Raw genomic sequence first — 16,817 nt, 5'->3', positions numbered from 1 at the left:
GCCGCAGCCTACGCGGCGCAATCGTTAAGCAGTTGCAGGGCACGTCCATAGCCGGACCGCACTAGTCTGGGGGCCGTGTCAGCCAACTTCGACGACCGTTCCGCACCCCGCGGTGGGTCCTCCGCCGACGACGGACCCATGGTCGCCGGGCTGGCGGAACCGCCGCTGAAGTTCGCCCCCGCGCTGGTCGGCCTGTCCACCTCATCGGTCTATCCGGAGACGACCTCGAGCGCCTTCGAACTGGCCGGTCGACTCGGTTACGACGGCATCGAGTTGATGGTGGGTATCGACCCGGTGTCCACCGACATCGACGCGGTGGAGAAGCTTCGCGACTATCACCAGATCCCGGTGCTGTCGGTGCACGCGCCCTGTCTGTTGATCAGTCAGCGCACCTGGGGCACCGACAACTGGGTCAAGCTGGAGCGTTCCGCGGCGGCGGCGAAGCAGCTCGACGCCGACGTCGTGGTGGTGCACCCGCCGTTTCGCTGGCAGCGGGACTACGCGCGCGACTTCGTACCGAAGCTGCGGGACCTGACCGAACGGACCGGGGTCAGGTTCTGTCTGGAGAACATGTATCCGTGGCGGATGGCCGGCACGGAGTTGAAGGCCTACCTGCCGCAGTGGGATCCGACCGAGGTCGACTATCCCGACCTGACCCTCGATTTGTCCCACGCGTCCACTGCCGGTCAGCAGTCGCTGGAGTTGGCGGCGCTCTGGGGCGACCGACTCGGCCACGTACACCTGACCGACGGCAGCGGCTCGATGAAGGACGAGCATCTCGTCCCCGGGCGCGGTGATCAGCACGCCGGGGAAGTGCTGCGACAGCTGGCGGAGAACGACTTCGCCGGTCACGTGGTGCTGGAGGTGAACTCCCGCCGCAGCGGCACCCGGGCCCAGCGCGAAGCGGATCTGGCCGAGTCGTTGGCCTTTGCTCGCAGCCATCTGTGCGCACCGGTGCGGTCGGACTATGCGGTCGACTCCACCGGTGTCGCCAGCGCGGTCTGATTCCTCACTTGAGCCAGCTGAGGTGCGGGGCCAGTAGCCAGTAGCCGACGAAGGCCGCGATGTCGAGCAGAGTGTGGGTGACCACCAGTGGCATCACCCGCTTCCACTTCAGGTAGATCAATCCGAAGATCACGCCCATGATCAAGTTGCCGGCGAAGCCGCCGAATCCTTGGTAGAGGTGGTAGCTGCCGCGGATCACCGCGCTGACGATGATGATCACCGGCCAGGCCCAGTTCAGTTGCCGGAAGCGGGTGTAGAGGAAGCCGATCATGATCGTTTCCTCCAGGATCGCGTTCTGCGCAGCGGCGATGATCAACACCGGGATGGTCCACCAGTTGTCGGCGAGGTTGGCCGCCTGCACCTGAGTGTTCAGCCCCAGCGCCCGAGCACCGAGATAGAGGCCGAGCCCGGGGACGCCGATGCAGAGCGCGGTCAACGCACCCAGACCAAGATCAAATCCGGGTCGACGCAGGTCGAAGCCGATCACCCGCCAGGACCGCCGTTCACCGTACGGGTTGTGCAGGGCCAGCAGATACAGCGCCAGTAGCACCGGCACCAGCGGGAAGATGATGTTGACCAGTTGGTAGCTCAGGTCCAGCCACGGCCGGTCCGGCGTGACCGAGGTGTTGAGCTGTGATGCCTGCTGATTCAACGCCTGCTGCCGGGTCACCCGATCGATGATGCTCAAGATCGAATAGATCGCCGACTGTCCCAGCGACACTGCCAGCACCAGCACCACCTCGATGCCGGCCCAGCGCGGCGGCATCCCCGATCGGTTGCCGGTGATCTGATCCGGGACCGGTGCGGTGGCGTCGCTCACCCGGCTATCTTCCCGCTACCCGGGGCGCCGTCCATCCGTTGGCGCAAAATGCGGCCGTCGGCGGGTCTGCTCTTATGCTCGGCACATGCGAGTTGGAGTATTCGGTGCGACCGGTCAGGTCGGCGGCGTGATGCGTCGCCTGCTGGACGAGCGCACTTTCGACGTGTCCGAGATCCGTTTCTTTGCCTCCGCCCGGTCCGCCGGCACCAAACTGCCGTGGAAGGGCACCCAGATCACGGTCGAGGACTCCGAGACCGCGGACTTCTCCGGGCTGGACATCGCGCTGTTCTCCAACGGCAAGCACGCCTCCAAGCAGCTGGCGCCGCGGGTTGCCGCCGCCGGCGCGGTGGTGATCGACAACTCGTCGGCCTGGCGGATGGATCCGGACGTCCCGCTGGTCGTCTCCGAGGTCAACCCGGAGGATGCGATCGCCCCGCCGAAGGGCATCATCGCGAATCCGAACTGCACCACCATGGCCGCGATGCCGGTGCTCGCCCCGCTGAACAAGGCCGCCCGACTGACCCGGCTGGTCGTCGCCACCTACCAAGCCGTGTCCGGCTCCGGCGGCGCCGGGGTGGCCGAGTTGGCGGGACAGGCGCAGGCGGTCACCGCCGAGTCCGCCCGGCTCGCCTTCGACGGGTCGGCCGTCCACTTTCCCGAGCCGTCGGCCTACGCCCGGCCGATCGCGTACAACGTGCTGCCGCTGGCCGGCTCGATCGTCGACGACGGCAGCGCCGAGACCGACGAGGAGCAGAAGCTCCGCAACGAGTCCCGCAAGATCCTGCATCTGCCCGAGCTGCTCGTCGCCGGCACCTGCGTCCGAGTGCCCGTCTACACCGGTCACTCGCTGGCCATTCATGCCGAATTCGCCGAGCCGATCAGCCCCGAGCGGGCGACCGAGCTGCTGTCCGTCGCGCCGGGGGTCGCGCTCAGTGACATCCCGACTCCGTTGCAGGCGGCCGGGCAGGACCCGTCCTTCGTCGGCCGGATCCGGGCCGACCAGTCGGCGCCGGCCGGCCGCGGACTGGTGCTGTTCATCGCCAACGACAACCTGCGCAAGGGTGCCGCGCTGAACGCGGTGCAGATTGCCGAGCTGGTGTCGTCACGTCCGGTGGCCGGCTCGTACGGACAGCCCGAGGAACTGGTCGCGCCGTGACCAAACTCGCCGTGATCGGCGCCGGGGTGATGGGGGAGACGGTCTTCTCCGGACTGCTCCGGGCAGGCTGGGAGGCCACCGACATCGTGGTCACCGCCCGGCGACCCGAACGACGCGAGCAACTGGCCGAACGGCACGGCGTACGGACGGCCGCGGCCAACGCCCAGGCGGTGGCCGGGGCGGAGACTGTGCTGATCGCGGTGAAACCGCAGGACCTCGGCACCGTTCTGGACGAGATCGCTCCGGTGCTGTCGCCGGAGACGTTGGTGGTATCGCTGGCTGCCGGCGTCGCCACCGAAGTGATCGAGGCACGGCTGCCGGCCGGCGCCGCGGTCGTCCGGGTGATGCCCAACACCGCGGCGCAGGTGGACGAGGGGATGGCCACGCTCTCGGCCGGTGCCCACACCAGCGACGATCAGGTCGAGCAGGTGGCCAAGTTGCTGTCGGCCACCGGCGAGGTGGCGATCGTCGCGGAGAAGTATCAGGACGCGGTCACCGCGATCTCCGGCAGCGGACCGGCGTACCTCTTCCTGCTGGTCGAGTCGATGATCGAAGGCGGCGTGCATCTCGGACTGCCACGGCAGACCGCGACCCAGTTGGCCGTGCAGACCGTGTACGGGTCGGCCAAGCTGCTCAAGGAGACCGGTGATCACCCGTCGGTGCTGCGGGAGCGGGTGACCTCGCCGGGCGGCACCACCGCCGCCGCCATCCGGGTGCTGGAGGATCACAAGCTGCGGGCAGCGTTCCTCGCTGCTACCGAGGCCGCCAGGGATCGCAGCCGCGACCTGGCCGACGGGGCCCGCAGCACGTCCCGCAGCGCCGGCGATCGTTGATGGTTGCCGACACTGCTGCGGGGGCTCGGCTGATCCTTTCGGATCCGCTGACCCGGTACGACTTCGGGCCGTTGCATCCGATGGCGCCCGGACGGGTCGACAGCGCGATCTCGCTGGCGCGGGAATTCGGCGTGCTGGATCGGCTGCAGGTCGTCGAACCGTCACCGGCCGACGACGACCTGGTCGCCAGTGTGCACACCGCCGACTACATCGACGCCGTCCGTGCGGCCGAACCGAACCCGATCTACGGGTTGGGCACCGACGACAATCCCGTGTTCGAAGGCATGCACGAGGTGTCGGCCCAGGTGGTCACCGCGAGCGTCGACGCCGCCCGTAGTGTCTGGCGCGGTGAGGTGCGACGGGCGGTCAACATCGCCGGCGGGCTGCATCACGCGATGCCCGGTGCTGCGAGCGGATTCTGTATCTACAACGACCTGGCGGCAGCCATCCGCTGGCTGCTCGATGCCGGCTGCGAACGGGTGGCCTACGTCGACGTCGACGTACATCACGGCGACGGCGTGCAGACCATCTTCTACAACGAGCCGCGGGTGCTGACGGTCAGCCTGCACGAGACGCCGGTCAAACTCTTCCCCGGTACCGGGTTTCCGCACGAGACCGGCGGGCCGCAGGCGCCGGGTAGCGCTGTCAACGTGGCGCTACCGTCGGGCACCAACGACCGGGAATGGCTGCGGGCCTTTCACGCGATCGTGCCGGAGGCGGTGGCGGCGTTCGAGCCGACTGTTCTGGTCACCCAGCACGGCTGTGATTCGCACAAGCACGATCCGCTGGCCGACCTGCGGCTGAGCGTGGACGGGCAGCGTGCGTCGTACCTGGCGCTGGCCGAGTTGGCCGACGAACTGACCGAAGGTCGCTGGGTTGCCGCCGGTGGCGGCGGCTACGCGCTGGTCGACGTGGTGCCGCGGGCCTGGGCGCACCTGCTCGGCGTGGTTTCGGGTACTCCGATCGCGTCGGAGGCGGAGATTCCGCAGCGCTGGCGAGACACCATCGGGCCGACCGCGCCGACGGTGATGACCGACGGCTGCCCGGTCGACTACACCCCGTTCACCGACGGCATCGACCCGGCCAGTCGACTCGATCAGGCCATCCTGGCGACCCGGCGCGCGGTGTTCCCCGAACTCGGCCTCGACCCGGGACTCTGAAGCTCAGCGGGGCTGGAAGGTGAGGCAGTCGGCGACGTCGCCGCCGGCGCCGATCATGATTCCGTCCGCTGTGCACTCGAGTTCGGAGTTGTGTACGCAGTCGGCCCGGTGACAAGCGCCGACGTGGCCGGTCTCCCGGACACCGCCCTTGTCACCCTGAGCGAAGTAGGTTCCGCAGGCCGAGGTCTCCTCGATCACCGTGATCGCCCCGGCGTGACAGTCGTGATCGTGGTTGTAGGAGCAACCCTCGACCGTGCAGGTGTTGATGAGCGGCAAGCTGATGGTGGTCATGACGAGCCTCCGGGATCGACGGCGATCTGCGGGTCCAACATTGCTCTCGCTGCGACGCTTCGTCCAGCCAGGCGAGCCTGTCCTCACCAGTCGTCGGAGCCCGGGTCAAGCCTCTGCTGCGGCGTGTCGGCGAAATGTACACCCTGCGGCTTTCCCAAAAGCCTCGCTTGCCACTACTCTCACACTAGACGCGCGCACGACGCTGGAGGGGAAGCCAGCCACGACGCGGGTCGGAAACGGTGTGCTCAGATGACGAACGAGTCGGATTCACCCGACGTGACCCCGATCGGCGGGTCGCTGGCGGGCGTCAAGTTCCTGACCGTTGCCGAGGTCGCCTCGGTGATGCGAGTCTCGAAGATGTCGGTCTACCGGATGATCCATTCCGGTGAGTTGGAGGCGGCCAGGTTCGGCCGCAGCTTCCGTGTCCCCGAGAAGGCGGTGCACGACTACCTTCGCGGCTCCTACTTCGAGACCGGTTAGCCAGACGCCTTCCCAGACTGTTTGAATCCTCGTACGTGACCAATCCCAACGCACTCGACTCCAGTGCGCTCGAAGTCGTCCTCACCCCGCCGCAGCGCAATCGGCTGCGCGAAGTGCTCGAAACCGCAGACCTGTCCGGTGTCCGACTGACCGGCGAGGGATGGCATCGCTTCGCGATCCTGGCCGAGGACCGGGTGCTGTTGCTGCCGCGCAGCCATCGGTGGGTGCCGGGTCTCGAACGCGAAGCGGTCGCGTTGCCCCTGCTGACCTCGTACGGGATTCCGGTGCCGCGACTGCTGGCCCGGATCGTCGACGACGAGCTGTGGCCCTATCCGGTGACCATGATCACCCGCTATCGGGCGCGGTCCTGGGCAGCCCTGCAGGACAATGTCGATCTTGGTCGCTGGCAGCGGACGCTGACCCAGTTGGGCGAGCTGGTCGCCTCCTATCACAAGATCAACATCTCCGAAATCCCTGCTGCCATTGGCAATCCGACGCCGGGCAGCCCGGACCCGATGGAGGCCGAGCTGCGGCATTTCGAGGACTACCTGGTCGAATCCCGGTTGGAGAAGCTCAGCTTCGATCTCGCCGTCGCAGCCGAGCTGCCGGCGACCCGGGTCGATCGGTGGCTGCAGGTGATCGAGCCGTGTCTTGTGCTCCAGCCGACGCTCACCCATCGCGACATCAACGAGGGTCAGATCATGATCAACAGCGACGGCGACGTCTGCGGTCTGATCGACTGGGAGAGCGCCGGCGTACAGCACCCGCTGAGCGACTTCGATTTCGGCGAGTGGGGCTTCGGCATCTGGGAGCACGAGTTGGAGTTTTCCTTGCTCCGCAAGGCATTCTGGGACAGCTACCGCAACGCCCGCGGAGTTGATCTTCCCGACTGGCCGCCGGTGCACCTGCTGATGACGATCATCGGCGCCCCGCCGCCCGAGGGTCACACCACCGCCTGGACGGCTCAGCGGCGGAATCGTACGATCACCAATCTGCGAGCCATCGACGCGCAGATCTAGGGCCACAGAAAATCTGCCGGCGAGATGGTCGGGATTCTGCCGATTCCTGGTGCAGCTCGCCGGCAGATTCGCCCGGGCGCTCGGATCAGAGCACGGATTGGGCGCGGAGCGCCTCGCCGTAACTGGGTTCCTTCTTCTTCAGCCACGCGGTGACCCGATAGGTGATCGGCATCACCAGGATCTCGACCAGGGTCTTCCAGAGAAAGCCGATCGCGGTGTAGTTGACGAAGTCCTGCCAGGTCGCGATGCCCAGCGCGCCGGCGGCGATGGAGCAGAAGACCAGCGTGTCTGCGAACTCGCCGACCACGGTGCTGCCGAGCAGGCGCGCCCAGAGCCGGCGTTCGCCGCTGCGGGCCTTCATCTTCACCAGCACCAGAGAGTTCAGGAATTCGCCGACGAGATAGCCGGCCAGCCCGGCGGCGAGGAAGCGGGGGACCACACCGGCAACGGTCTTGAACGCCTCTTGCCCGGTGTAGAAGTCGGCGGCCGGAAGTTCGATGGTGAGCCAGAAGCACAACGAGGCCAGCAGCAGCACGGCGAAACCGGTGATGATCACCTTGCGCATCGCCTTGAAGCCGTACACCTCGCTGATCACGTCACCCAGCACGTACGCGGCGGGGAAGAGGTAGAAGGCGCCGTCGGTGACCAGGCCGTGCATGGAGAAAGGGCCGAGGTGGAAGTTGATGAACGGAAACAGGACGACGCCCTTGGTGCCGGTGATGTTGCTGATCATCATCACGCCGACGAAGAGGCCGACCAGGATCGGGAAGTAGGGACTGGAAACGGTGGCGAAGGCCGGCGCAGCGGGACGCTTGGTCCGCGATTGGAGGGTACGAGCTTCCTCGGATTGCTGCGCCGGCCGCCCAGAGAGAGCGGACTCGGTCATGGGCAGCAAGCGTAGGGATCCGGTCCAGCAGGATCGAATCCGGACTAGCGTTGCAGCATGACTCCTGTCGATGAGGCCGGGACCAACGCCGAGACCCTGTCGTACGCCGCCGGGCCGGATCAACCGTCGTTGCTGGACGAGACGATCGGCGCCAATCTCGAACGGATCGCCGGGTGCTATCCGGACAACGACGCACTGGTCGAGTGTGCGACCGGGCGGCGCTGGAGCTACGCCGAATTCAACGCCGAGGTCGACGTGATCGCGCGCGGCCTGCTGGGGCTCGGCGTCGGCACCGGGGATCGGCTCGGCATCTGGTCGCCGAATCGGGCCGAGTGGACGCTGGTGCAGTATGCCACCGCGAAGCTCGGCGTGATCCTGGTCAACCTCAACCCGGCCTACCGCAGCCACGAGCTGCGCTATGCGTTGAACCAGTCCGGCTGCTCGGTGGTGGTCAGCGCGCCCAGCTTCAAGTCCAGCGACTACCGAGCGATGCTGGACGAGGTGGCTCCCGACTGCCCGGCGCTGACCAAGATCATCTATCTCGGCGAACCGTCCTGGCAGGAGTTGATCATGGCCGCGGCGGAGGTCCCGGCCGACGCGGTGGCTCGGATCTCGGCGACGTTGCAGCCCGACGATCCGATCAACATCCAGTACACGTCCGGCACCACCGGCTATCCCAAGGGCGCAACCCTCAGCCACCGCAACATCGCCAACAACGGCTACTTCGTCACCGAGACGATCGGCTTCACCGAGGCCGATCGGCTGGTGATCGCGGTGCCCTTCTACCACTGCTTCGGGATGGTGATGGGCAACCTCGGCTGCACCACCCACGGCGCAACCATGATCATCCCCAGCGAGGGATTCGACCCGGCGGCGTCGCTGGCCGCGGTGCAGGCCGAGCATGCGACCGCGTTGTACGGGGTGCCGACGATGTTCATCGCCGAGCTCGACCTGCCCGACTTCGCCGGCTACGACCTGAGCAGCCTGCGGACGGGCATCATGGCCGGCTCGAACTGCCCGGTCGAAGTGATGAAGCGGTGCATGACCGACATGGGCATGCGGGAGGTGTCCATCGCGTACGGGATGACCGAGACCTCACCGGTGTCCACCCAGACGCTGCGCGACGACGACGTGGAAGCGCGTACGGCCACCGTCGGCCGGGTGCACCCGCATGTCGAGGTCAAGATCATCGACCCGTCCGGCAACACCGCGCCGCGCGGCGAACCGGGTGAGTTCTGCACCAGGGGCTACTCGGTGATGCTCGGGTACTGGCAGGAGCCGGAGAAGACCGCGGCAGCGATCGACGCCGACGGTTGGATGCACACCGGTGATCTTGGTGTGATGCGCGCCGACGGCTACCTCACCATCGTCGGCCGGATCAAGGACATGGTCATCCGCGGCGGCGAGAACGTCTACCCGCGCGAGATCGAGGAGTTCCTCTACGGCCATCCCGACATCGCCGATGTCCAGGTGGTCGGCGTCCCGGATGCCAAGTACGGCGAGGAAATCTGCGCCTGGATCAGACTCCGTGCCGGTGCCGAACCCCTGACGGCCAAGGCGTTGCGGGTCTACTGCCGCGACCGGCTGGCGCACTACAAGATCCCGCGCTACGTGATCTTGACCGACGACTTCCCGATGACCGTCACCGGCAAGATCAGGAAGGGGCAGATGCGGGAGGAGTCGATCACGAAGTTGGGACTTCAGCCGGGCTGACCGTCGGAGGGGACCAATCCCCGATACCGGGCCCGCAGCCGGTCGAAGTACCAGTGCGGCACCCAGCTGGCGGCAAGATCAACAAGCTGTACGGCGTACGCCCAGGCCATGATCAACGGGGGCACGTCGACATCGCCGCCGGCTGCCGCGTAGCCGCTGAGCAGACCGCCGCGGAAGCGGTTGGCGTTGCGCCGTTGGTGATCAGTCAGGCCGGGCACGGCTTCGGCGACCAGGTCCATGATCGACAACGTCCGGGCCAGGTCGGCGACCGGTGGCCCGACGCGTACGTTGGCCCAGTCGAAGACCCAGAGCTGATCCGGCGCGTCTGCGCCGATGATCAGGTTCTCCGGATGGAAATCCAGATGCAGCAGCCGATAATCGCTGCCGATGAGCCGGAGCCGGGGCCGCAGCTCGTCGGCGTGCGGACCGGCCCAGTCGATCCAGTCCCGGCCGGCGATGATCGGCGGCACGTCGACGACCTGATGCAGGCGGGCCAGCTCGGCGCCGCACCGGGCACCCAGTCGTTCGGAGTCTTCGCCGGACCACAGGGCGTCCGCCACCGAGACGCCCTCGACCCAGTCCATCGCCAGTGCCGGGCGACTGGCGACCTCGGCGGTGCCGATCACCCGTGGTGTCCGAAGGCCGTGCTCGGCGGCTGATCGGTGCGCGGCGACCTCGCGATCGGCGAGCTCGATCGGTGTTCCGGGCGGAAACACCCGCAGGACCCGATCGCCGTCCGCAGTGCTCAACCGCCACAGCTCGTTGCCGCTCAGACCCGGTGTGACCGGCGTCGGCACACCGGTGGGGCTGATGCCCAGCCGGCCGGCCAGCGCCGTCACCTCAGCAGGATGCACGCACCGATTCCAGCCGAACCCGACGCGCTCGTCAACGAGCCGGTCGCCCGCCGAGCGCCCATCCGGCGGCCGTGCGGCTACGATTCCATGTTGCCTCATGTCAAGATGCCCGCGTGTTTTGAGTCGTTGACTCATCGGAAGGTGCCCGCTTGGTTCGGGGCATTTTGCGTTTGCTGAGGTAGACGTGGTTGGTCTTGGCTCGGCGTTGGACCTGGCCTCGGCGTCGGGCCAGTTCGAGCAGGTTGGCCTGGAGGTCGGTGATCTGATATTTCAGCTGCTCGATGTCGGTGTCGTGGTGCAGGGTCTGCAACCGGTCAAGGTCGTGGGGGTCGACCATGTCGCCGAACCGGGTGAGGAGTCGATCCATCGGGGTGGCGGCGGTGTCGTGGCGTTTGGTGACGGTGGCGCCGTGGCGGGTTTTGGAGATCAGGCGTTGCTGGGGCAGGAACAGGTTGACCTGGAGTGAGACCAGCGGCCAGACCTGGTTCAGCAGGTCGAGCTCGCGCGGGCTGTCGTAGCGGTAGTAGCCCACGTTGCGGCGGACCACCGACCAGTTCTTCTGCTCGACGTGGGCTTGATCGTTGGAGTGTGAGGCGCGGCCGCGGGAGAAGTTGATCTTGCGGGTGGTGCACCATTTCAGCAGGTGGTGGTTGATGAACTCCGAACCGTTGTCGGAGTGGATTCCACTGACGTGGAAGGGAAAACGCAGCCAGAGCTGTTCCAGCCCGGCGGCCACGATCCGCTCGCCCTTGGACCTGACGGTGATCGTTTCGGTCCAGCCGGTGGCCACATCGGTGGCATCGAGGCTGTAGTGGAAGTGGCCGTTGGCGTCGCCGCCGTCGTGGCCGACCAGGTCGATCTGGATGATGCCGGGGATCGACTCGTTCCACTCGTGCCAGGTTTTCATCGGGATCGACGATTTCAGCAACGATCCGGGCCGGGTGTGGGAGATGCCCTTGCCTGCGACCAGACCGATCCGGGCCGGTGCCAGCCGGCGGTCGATGGTGGCCGGTGACATCTGCCGGACCTGGGCGATCACCGTGGGGTCGATGCCGTCGAGGTGGCCGTGCCGGGCCAGGTTGTTCAACACGTCGGCCAGGGCCGGTTTCAACCGTTTGCCGCTCGGCCCGTCCAGCACGGCCCAACAGCGTTGCAGCAGATCGACCGCGGCCTGGTCGTAGGTCAGCACCGGCTCACGCTGCTTACGCGGAGGCGGGCCACCGTGGGCACGGTGGGCCAACGCGATCCGGATCGCCTTGCGGGCATGATCACGATGCCAGCCCGTCACCTGGCAGACCGCATCCAAGATCGCCGACTTCTCCGCCTTCGTCGCCTTCGGCCACTTGTCCAACTGGGCTTGAGTGATCGCCTTCCGCGCCGCCATCGAGAGCTCCATCCAACGAGAGGTCCCACGCGGGCAACTTGAGATGAGTCAACGACACGACCTACGCGGGCATTTTCGATGAGTCAACGCGGATTCGCGCGGGTGTGCCCCGCACGGGTAGCATCACTGTCTTGTCCGGCCCCTGCAAACTGTGAGGGGCACGCCGTCAGGTGTGAGTTCCCGGTCGACAATCGTGCAAATGCCAACAGGGTGTTGGTCCCGGGTCGCTGACCTGGGGAGATGGAGAGGTCCACACGTGGGTTCGGTTATCAAGAAGCGCCGGAAGCGGATGGCGAAGAAGAAGCACCGCAAGCTGCTGAAGCGTACGCGCATCCAGCGCCGCCGCGCAGGCAAGTAAGTCCGGCGCCAGGAGAACCGTCCCCGGTTCGCTGGCCCCCCAATACCCGCGTCGATGTCAGCACCGCCTTCAGACCCGAAGGCGGTTGTCGTCTGCTGATCCGGCGCGGGTTGTTGTGCTCTCCGGGTTCGCACGTTGCAGGACTCTTGCCATCGGCAGATAGGTCGCGATCAGCATCACCAGCTGGATCGAGCCGGCGACAGGACCGCCGGCGAAGTTGGCGACACCGGCAATCACCGCCGCGACCGGCAGCCAGACCGGCACCAGGCCTGCTCGTCGCAGGCCGACGCTCAGCAGCACCGGGCCGATGGTGAAGCCGGCCAGGAAGACCAGCAGCAGGGTCGTTGAGATGGGGTTGGCGCCGTCGGCTGACAGCACCGCGCGGATCGTCGACTGCTGGAGCCCGGCACCGGTCAGATCGCCCAGCAGCGTGAAGTAGACCGCAAGGTGCCCGACGCCGCAGGCCAACGCCAGCGAGGCGATCAGTCCGCCGATCGTGCTGAGCAGCCAGCCCCGGCCGTTGGCTGACCTCGCGACAGTCAGGACCCCGATGATCCACACCGCCGGGCCGAGTACGGCAAACAATCCCATCACCGTCCAGGCATCCGGGTGCGTCGCGGCCACCCGCGCGGGATCGCCGCCGCCGGCGGTCAGTGCCCACTGCATCGGGGTGGTGATGATCAGGCTGGCAAGGCCGATGAGGAGCGTGATGGCTCCGATGATCCGCCAGGTCTGTTGAGGCATGATTGCGTTCCTTTCGTGGTTTCGTCCCGATCTGGGGACCAGACCACGATGGCGCCGGGGCCGGTTCTGTCGCGTCGGCCGGCGGAGCGAATCTGCGGCCGTCGCAGACCGCCGCAACGCCACGGCCGCTGACGCCCGAGGCGGGCTCGGGGTAGCCCGTCCGGCGGGCAGAGATCATTCGCGCGGACGACGCCGGCCCGCCCTTCTGGTGAATAGAGTGATCGCGTGGTGGGCGGCCGGTTCGGTGTCTGGTGGACCCGTCGGATCGGGGGATTTCCGCGCTCCGACCTGGCGCTCTCGGCCGTGCTCACCGTGATCGCCGTCATCAGCGTGCTGACTGGTCACCCCGACGAGGGGCCGCTCGCGCTGACCCTGCCGGTCGCCGTCGTGATGACCGGGTCGTTGGCCTGGCGGACCCGGGCACCGGTCGTCTCGGCGGCAGCGGTCTGTATCGCCGGCCTGCTGCAGGCGTTGCTCAGTCAGTCGCCGGGATCGCTCTGGTCACTGGTGGTGCTGATTCTGGTGATGTATTCGGTCGCCGCCGGCTATCAGGAGGGCACCGCGGCCCTGATCGGGCTGGCCATGTTGGCGCTGCTGCTGGCACAGGAGCGGATCGACAACGGCGTGGACTACGTCTTCATCGCCGTACTGTTCGGCGGTACGTGGCTGCTCGGCCGATCCAGTCGCCGCTGGCTGCACCGGATCCGGTCGGTGGAGAAGGATCACGCCCAACTGGTGCGGCTGGCCATCGCCGAGGAACGGTTGCAGATCGCCCGGGAGTTGCACGACACGGTGGCGCACAACCTCAGCGTGATCGCGGTTCAGGCCGAAGCAGCCGGCGCCGCATTGGATCGCGATCCTGGGTTGGCCCGGCAGCCGCTGACCGTGATCGCGGGCAGCGCACGGCGCTCGCTGGGCGAGATCCGGACCGTGTTGCATCACCTGCGAGACGACGACGCGGAATCCGGCTTAAGACCGCCGGTCGGGATGGCTCAGCTCGATCAGCTGCTCGACAGCGCACGGCTGCTGGGCATCCAGCTGAGATCCCGGGTCGAGCTGCGATCGCAGCCGTTGCCGCCGGCGATCGACCGAGCGACGTACCGGATCGTCCAGGAGGCGTTGACCAACGTCGCCCGGCACGCGCCGGGATCGGTCGCCGATCTGCGGATGGAGATCGTCGATCGGGTGCTTCGGATCGAGGTCGTCAACGGTGCGCCCGCCGGCGCGGCCCGATCGTTCGGCTCGGGCGTCGGCCTGGTCGGCATCACCGAGCGGACGCATGCGGTCGGCGGCGTACTCGAGTCCGGGCCAGACGGCGACGGATTCAGGGTGAGCGTCCGGCTGCCGCTGGGAGCGGAGTCGTTGTGATCCGGCTGCTCATCGTCGACGATCAGGAGCTGGTCCGGACCGGGTTCCGGCTGATCCTGGATTTCGAGCCCGACATCGACGTGGTGGGGGAGGCGACGGACGGCCGAGACTGTCTTCGCCTGGTCTCCGCGCTGCAGCCCGACGTTGTCCTGATGGACATCCGGATGCCTGCTCTGGACGGCATCGAGACGACCCAGCGGTTGGCTGCCGCGGGCAGCGGTGCCCGGGTGCTGATCCTGACCACGTTCGACCTGGACGATTATGTCTATGCCGCGCTGCGGGCCGGTGCCAGCGGCTATCTGGTGAAGGACGCCCCGCGGGCTCAACTGGTCGATGCGGTCCGGGCTGTGGCACGCGGCGACGCGCTGCTGGCTCCCACAGTCGTCCGCCGGATGATCGACCGGTTCGTCCGGCTACCGCCGCCGGGTGATCTGGTGCTGCCGGAGAAGGTGCGGCTGCTCAGCGATCGTGAACGCGAGGTTCTGGCCAGGCTGGCGCGTGGCCTGTCCAACGCCGAGATCGCCAGCGAATTGGTGATCAGCGATGCGACCGTCAAGACCCATGTGGCGCGGCTACTGTCCAAGCTCGGGGTTCGCGACCGCATCCAAGCCATCGTGCTGGCCTATGAGACGGGGTTCATCCGCCCCGGGGACCGGCCGGACAGTGGCAAGAACGTCGGGCTGGATCGCCCGGACGGGCTGAAATTCCGGGGTTGAGTCGATCCAGCCGGACGTTCTTACCTCTCCTCCGGTGGCATCCGCCCTGGCGGAGCTCGCGAACAGGACGCTGGCGCCGGTGTCGGCCGGGCCGACCTGGGCACGAAATGCGCCGAACAGCTCGCGGCCGGTGCCGTACACCTCGGCAGCGGGTGCCACGGCCGGGGTGCGGGCGGCGAGCTTGTCGTCCGACACGTGCACCTCGAGCCGCCCGGTGAGCGAGTTCAGGGTGACCAGGTCGCCGTCCCGCAGCCGCGCCAGGGCGCCGCCGGCCGAGGCCTCCGGGGTCAGGTGGATTGCCGCCGGGATCTTGCCGGAGGCGCCGGACATCCGGCCGTCGGTGACCAGCGCGACCCGCTGTCCGCGATCCTGCAGCACGCCCAACGGCGGGGTGAGCTTGTGCAACTCGGGCATGCCGTTGGCGGCCGGTCCCTGGAATCGGATCGCGGCTACCAGATCGCCGGTCAGCTCGCCGGCCTCGAACGCGGCCAGGAATTGCGCCTGATCGTCGAAGACTCGCGCCGGTGCGGTGATCGTCCGCTGCCGGTCGGCGACCGCGGACGTCTTGATCACGGCCCGACCCAGGTTGCCGGACAGCATCTTCAATCCGCCGTCGGCGGCGAACGGATCGTCCACCCCGCGCAGCACGTCGCGATCGTGGCTCTCGGCCGGGCCGTCGAGATAGGCCAGCCGGCCGTCGATCAGCCGAGCCTCGCGGGTGTAGCGGCGCAGCCCCGGTCCGGCCACGGTCTGCACGTCCTCGTGCAGCAGTCCGGCGTCGAGCAACGTGCCGATGGTGAACGCGAGCCCGCCGGCCGCGTGGAAGTGGTTCACGTCGGCCGCGCCGTTGGGGTAGACGCGGGCCAGCAGCGGCACGATCTCGGACAGCTCGGACAGGTCGTCCCAGGTCAGCGTGATGCCGGCCGCGCGGGCGATGGCGACCAGATGCACGGTGTGGTTGGTGGAACCGCCGGTGGCCAGCAGCGCAACCGCCGCGTTCATGATCGACTTCTCGTCCACCACCCGGCCGATCGGAGTGAACTCGTTGGCGGCTGAGCCGTCTGCCCCTCGTCGAGCGAGCCCGCTGATCGCCACCGACCTGGCCGCGGCCGCGTCGGTGAACGCGTCCCGCAACGGCGTACCGGGGTTGACGAAACTCGAGCCCGGCAGATGCAGCCCGAGCACCTCCATCAGCAGCTGGTTGGAGTTAGCCGTGCCGTAGAAGGTGCAGGTGCCGGCGGAGTGGTACGAGGCCGCCTCGGCGGCCAGCAACTCCTCCCGGCCCACCTCACCGGCCGCGTACGCCTGCCGGATCCGGGACTTCTCCGAATTCGGCAGCCCGGAGGTCATCGGCCCGGCCGGAACAAAGATCGTCGGCAGGTGGCCGAAGGACAGTGCCCCGATCAGCAACCCGGGGACGATCTTGTCACAGACACCGAGCATCAGCGCCGCGTCAAACATGTCGTGAGACAGCGCAATCGCGGTCGACATCGCGATCACGTCCCGGCTGAACAGAGACAGTTGCATGCCGTCGCGGCCCTGGGTGATGCCGTCGCACATCGCCGGTACGCCGCCGGCGAACTGCGCGATCCCGCCCGAGCGCAGCACCTGCTTCTTCAGCCGGGCCGGGTACGTCTCGAACGGCTGATGGGCCGACAGCATGTCGTTGTAGGCCGAGACGATGGCGACGTTGGGCTTCATCGTCGCGCGCAGCGCCTCCTTGTCCGCGGGGCCCGCGGCGGCGAAACCGTGGGCGAGGTTGGCGCAGGCGAGCCGAGCCCGGGCCGGTTCCCGGTCGGCTGCCCGATCGATCCGATCCAGGTAGGCAGACCGCTCGAGGCGGCTTCGATCGATGACGCGTTGCGTCACTGCGGCCAGGACGGGGTGGTGGACGGAGCTGGTCATTGGGACCTCGCAGACTGGAGCTCAAAGCTGGGCGAGGGCAACACGCTAGAGCCACTTGTGTCTCTTGGCAATACATACTTCCGTATTTGGGACGACAAAAGTATGAAGGTTTGGCGGTTTCACGT

Annotated in this window: 16 protein-coding genes and 1 pseudogene; 10 read left to right on the top strand and 7 right to left on the bottom strand. The window is 67.5% G+C overall.

What is annotated here, in order from left to right:
* Positions 1 to 75 precede the first annotated feature (75 nt).
* A complete protein-coding gene (locus FOE78_RS22470; protein WP_323125703.1) occupies positions 76 to 1,005 on the top strand; it encodes a sugar phosphate isomerase/epimerase family protein in 930 nt (309 codons plus the stop codon).
* 4 nt (positions 1,006 to 1,009) lie between these two features.
* Here the strand turns inward: FOE78_RS22470 and FOE78_RS22465 are convergent, their stop codons facing one another.
* Positions 1,010 to 1,825, bottom strand: a complete 816-nt coding sequence (locus FOE78_RS22465) for a CPBP family intramembrane glutamic endopeptidase (RefSeq protein ID WP_228265954.1) — start codon at positions 1,823 to 1,825, stop codon at positions 1,010 to 1,012.
* A gap of 85 nt (positions 1,826 to 1,910) precedes the next feature.
* Here FOE78_RS22465 and FOE78_RS22460 point away from each other — a divergent pair, with 85 nt between their 5' ends.
* Genes FOE78_RS22460 through FOE78_RS22450 form a run of 3 tightly spaced genes read left to right on the top strand, consistent with a single transcriptional unit; the run spans position 1,911 to position 4,974 of the window.
* Positions 1,911 to 2,981 carry an aspartate-semialdehyde dehydrogenase gene (locus tag FOE78_RS22460; RefSeq protein WP_143988241.1) on the top strand — a complete coding sequence of 357 codons (1,071 nt, stop codon included), beginning with the start codon at positions 1,911 to 1,913 and terminating at the stop codon, positions 2,979 to 2,981.
* Positions 2,978 to 3,814, top strand: coding sequence for a pyrroline-5-carboxylate reductase (gene proC / locus FOE78_RS22455; protein ID WP_143988240.1), 837 nt, complete (start codon positions 2,978 to 2,980; stop codon positions 3,812 to 3,814). Before FOE78_RS22460 ends, proC begins: the two co-directional genes overlap by 4 nt.
* Positions 3,814 to 4,974 carry an acetoin utilization protein AcuC gene (locus FOE78_RS22450; RefSeq protein WP_143988239.1) on the top strand — a complete coding sequence of 387 codons (1,161 nt, stop codon included), beginning with the start codon at positions 3,814 to 3,816 and terminating at the stop codon, positions 4,972 to 4,974. The genes proC and FOE78_RS22450 overlap by 1 nt, the downstream gene beginning before the upstream one ends.
* Before the next feature lie 3 nt (positions 4,975 to 4,977).
* Here FOE78_RS22450 and FOE78_RS22445 read toward each other — a convergent pair whose 3' ends face one another.
* The gene (locus FOE78_RS22445) at positions 4,978 to 5,265 is read right to left on the bottom strand and encodes a DUF1540 domain-containing protein (protein WP_143988238.1); all 288 of its coding nucleotides are present in this window, start codon (positions 5,263 to 5,265) and stop codon (positions 4,978 to 4,980) included.
* A 249-nt stretch (positions 5,266 to 5,514) separates the two neighbouring features.
* On the opposite strand from FOE78_RS22445, the gene FOE78_RS22440 reads away from it, so the two are divergent.
* Both FOE78_RS22440 and FOE78_RS22435 read left to right on the top strand, forming a co-directional pair.
* Positions 5,515 to 5,745: a helix-turn-helix domain-containing protein gene (locus FOE78_RS22440; RefSeq protein ID WP_143988237.1), complete on the top strand. Its 231-nt coding sequence runs from the start codon at positions 5,515 to 5,517 to the stop codon at positions 5,743 to 5,745.
* 35 nt (positions 5,746 to 5,780) lie between these two features.
* The gene (locus tag FOE78_RS22435; RefSeq protein ID WP_168207637.1) at positions 5,781 to 6,764 is read left to right on the top strand and encodes a phosphotransferase family protein; all 984 of its coding nucleotides are present in this window, start codon (positions 5,781 to 5,783) and stop codon (positions 6,762 to 6,764) included.
* A gap of 85 nt (positions 6,765 to 6,849) precedes the next feature.
* Here the strand turns inward: FOE78_RS22435 and FOE78_RS22430 are convergent, their stop codons facing one another.
* Positions 6,850 to 7,650 carry a queuosine precursor transporter gene (locus FOE78_RS22430; protein WP_143988235.1) on the bottom strand — a complete coding sequence of 267 codons (801 nt, stop codon included), beginning with the start codon at positions 7,648 to 7,650 and terminating at the stop codon, positions 6,850 to 6,852.
* A gap of 57 nt (positions 7,651 to 7,707) precedes the next feature.
* Between FOE78_RS22430 and FOE78_RS22425 the strand changes: the two genes are divergently transcribed.
* Positions 7,708 to 9,363, top strand: a complete 1,656-nt coding sequence (locus tag FOE78_RS22425; protein WP_143988234.1) for an AMP-binding protein — start codon at positions 7,708 to 7,710, stop codon at positions 9,361 to 9,363.
* On the opposite strand, the gene FOE78_RS22420 is transcribed toward FOE78_RS22425, so the two are convergent.
* Both FOE78_RS22420 and FOE78_RS22415 read right to left on the bottom strand, forming a co-directional pair.
* On the bottom strand, positions 9,351 to 10,217 hold the full coding sequence (locus FOE78_RS22420; RefSeq protein WP_168207636.1) for a phosphotransferase family protein: 867 nt from the start codon (positions 10,215 to 10,217) through the stop codon (positions 9,351 to 9,353). The genes FOE78_RS22425 and FOE78_RS22420 overlap by 13 nt on opposite strands.
* A 100-nt stretch (positions 10,218 to 10,317) precedes the next feature.
* Complete coding sequence (locus FOE78_RS22415; RefSeq protein WP_143985799.1) at positions 10,318 to 11,601, bottom strand: integrase catalytic domain-containing protein; 1,284 nt, start codon at positions 11,599 to 11,601, stop codon at positions 10,318 to 10,320.
* 256 nt (positions 11,602 to 11,857) lie between these two features.
* Here FOE78_RS22415 and FOE78_RS22410 point away from each other — a divergent pair, with 256 nt between their 5' ends.
* Complete coding sequence (locus tag FOE78_RS22410) at positions 11,858 to 11,959, top strand: 30S ribosomal protein bS22 (protein WP_042842924.1); 102 nt, start codon at positions 11,858 to 11,860, stop codon at positions 11,957 to 11,959.
* A 69-nt stretch (positions 11,960 to 12,028) separates the two neighbouring features.
* On the opposite strand, the gene FOE78_RS22405 is transcribed toward FOE78_RS22410, so the two are convergent.
* Positions 12,029 to 12,703 (bottom strand): hypothetical protein, encoded by a 675-nt coding sequence (locus FOE78_RS22405; RefSeq protein WP_143988232.1) that lies wholly within the window; start codon positions 12,701 to 12,703, stop codon positions 12,029 to 12,031.
* Between the two features lie 225 nt (positions 12,704 to 12,928).
* Here FOE78_RS22405 and FOE78_RS22400 point away from each other — a divergent pair, with 225 nt between their 5' ends.
* Both FOE78_RS22400 and FOE78_RS24355 read left to right on the top strand, forming a co-directional pair.
* Entirely contained in the window at positions 12,929 to 14,071 is a 1,143-nt protein-coding gene (locus FOE78_RS22400; protein WP_143988231.1) for a sensor histidine kinase, read from the top strand.
* Positions 14,068 to 14,787 carry a response regulator gene (locus FOE78_RS24355; protein ID WP_143988230.1) on the top strand — a complete coding sequence of 240 codons (720 nt, stop codon included), beginning with the start codon at positions 14,068 to 14,070 and terminating at the stop codon, positions 14,785 to 14,787. The genes FOE78_RS22400 and FOE78_RS24355 overlap by 4 nt, the downstream gene beginning before the upstream one ends.
* Positions 14,788 to 14,910: 123 nt before the next feature.
* Here FOE78_RS24355 and edd read toward each other — a convergent pair.
* Positions 14,911 to 16,692 (bottom strand): annotated as a pseudogene (gene edd, locus FOE78_RS22390) (phosphogluconate dehydratase); the annotation flags it as partial.
* Between the last annotated feature and the right edge of the window lie 125 nt (positions 16,693 to 16,817).

The organism is Microlunatus elymi, assembly GCF_007362775.1.
Taxonomy (GTDB): Bacteria; Actinomycetota; Actinomycetes; order Propionibacteriales; family Propionibacteriaceae; genus Microlunatus; species Microlunatus elymi.
Note: the sequence above shows the minus strand (reverse complement) of the source record. Positions and strands in the feature narration are given on the sequence as shown.